We start from the raw sequence: 2003 nt of genomic DNA, 5'->3' as shown, positions 1-2003 counted from the left end.
CACCAAAGTGCCCGGTCGATTGGATGACGCGAATCAAAGATGCTCGCGTCCACTGTGTAGTTCTCAACATACGATCGGCACCACACTCCCCACCGTCCAGTGACAGTGCTTCATGCGGCCCGGCGAAGGACCCGCAGGCCCAACCCCCACCAGACACTCTCGTGTCAGCAGGAAGCCTGGTCCCTCAGGACCCAACAACGTGCACCAGCTGACAGCTCCACCCCCAACCCGTCCCAACCCTGCAAGCAGGGCGTACTGAGGTCGGAAGCATCACTCCCAACTGCACTGTCAATGTTCCACCCATGAGCTACCCGTCGGACACGTTCGGTCCGAATCAGGCGCCTGGACCACGCCCACCCCGAAGGGCACACGAGGCCAGATGCTCCTTAGAAAGGAGGTGATCCAGCCGCACCTTCCGGTACGGCTACCTTGTTACGACTTAGTCCTAATCACCGATCCCACCTTCGACGGCTCCTTCCACAAGGGTTAGGCCACCGGCTTCGGGTGTTACCGACTTTCATGACTTGACGGGCGGTGTGTACAAGGCCCGGGAACGTATTCACCGCAGCGTTGCTGATCTGCGATTACTAGCGACTCCGACTTCATGAGGTCGAGTTGCAGACCTCAATCCGAACTGAGACCGGCTTTTTGGGATTCGCTCCACCTTACGGTATCGCAGCCCTTTGTACCGGCCATTGTAGCATGCGTGAAGCCCAAGACATAAGGGGCATGATGATTTGACGTCATCCCCACCTTCCTCCGAGTTGACCCCGGCAGTCTCCTATGAGTCCCCGGCATAACCCGCTGGCAACATAGAACGAGGGTTGCGCTCGTTGCGGGACTTAACCCAACATCTCACGACACGAGCTGACGACAACCATGCACCACCTGTACACCGACCACAAGGGGGCGACCATCTCTGGCCGTTTCCGGTGTATGTCAAGCCTTGGTAAGGTTCTTCGCGTTGCATCGAATTAATCCGCATGCTCCGCCGCTTGTGCGGGCCCCCGTCAATTCCTTTGAGTTTTAGCCTTGCGGCCGTACTCCCCAGGCGGGGCGCTTAATGCGTTAGCTACGACACAGAAACCGTGGAAAGGTCCCTACATCTAGCGCCCAACGTTTACGGCATGGACTACCAGGGTATCTAATCCTGTTCGCTCCCCATGCTTTCGCTCCTCAGCGTCAGTTACGGCCCAGAGATCTGCCTTCGCCATCGGTGTTCCTCCTGATATCTGCGCATTCCACCGCTACACCAGGAATTCCAATCTCCCCTACCGCACTCTAGTCTGCCCGTACCCACTGCAAGCCCGAGGTTGAGCCTCGGGATTTCACAGCAGACGCGACAAACCGCCTACGAGCTCTTTACGCCCAATAATTCCGGACAACGCTTGCACCCTACGTATTACCGCGGCTGCTGGCACGTAGTTAGCCGGTGCTTTTTCTGCAGGTACCGTCACTTTCGCTTCTTCCCTACTAAAAGAGGTTTACAACCCGAAGGCCGTCATCCCTCACGCGGCGTTGCTGCATCAGGCTTTCGCCCATTGTGCAATATTCCCCACTGCTGCCTCCCGTAGGAGTCTGGGCCGTGTCTCAGTCCCAGTGTGGCCGGTCACCCTCTCAGGCCGGCTACCCGTCGTCGCCTTGGTGAGCCATTACCTCACCAACAAGCTGATAGGCCGCGAGTCCATCCCCAACCAAAAAATCTTTCCACCACCAGACCATGCGGCCAGTGATCATATCCAGTATTAGACGTCGTTTCCAACGCTTATCCCAGAGTCAGGGGCAGGTTACTCACGTGTTACTCACCCGTTCGCCACTAATCCACCCAGCAAGCTGGGCATCATCGTTCGACTTGCATGTGTTAAGCACGCCGCCAGCGTTCGTCCTGAGCCAGGATCAAACTCTCCGTAAAAAAATACAGACCCAACACCCCAAAGGGCATCAGACCGAGTTGATTCTGACTGTTGACTGTCTACTGACAATCTTCAATCCAAAAGGAATTG

The 2003-nt window shown here is 56.7% G+C and carries 1 rRNA gene; it reads right to left on the bottom strand.

Going from position 1 to position 2003, the window contains the following annotated elements:
- Nucleotides 1-390: 390 nt before the first annotated feature.
- Nucleotides 391-1912 (bottom strand): 16S ribosomal RNA (locus EDF42_RS00895).
- Between the last annotated feature and the right edge of the window lie 91 nt (nucleotides 1913-2003).

This window comes from Curtobacterium sp. PhB172 (genome assembly GCF_003752545.1).
Taxonomy (GTDB): Bacteria; Actinomycetota; Actinomycetes; order Actinomycetales; family Microbacteriaceae; genus Curtobacterium.
The sequence above is the reverse complement of the archived record's forward strand: the minus strand, read 5'-3'. Positions and strand labels throughout refer to the sequence as shown.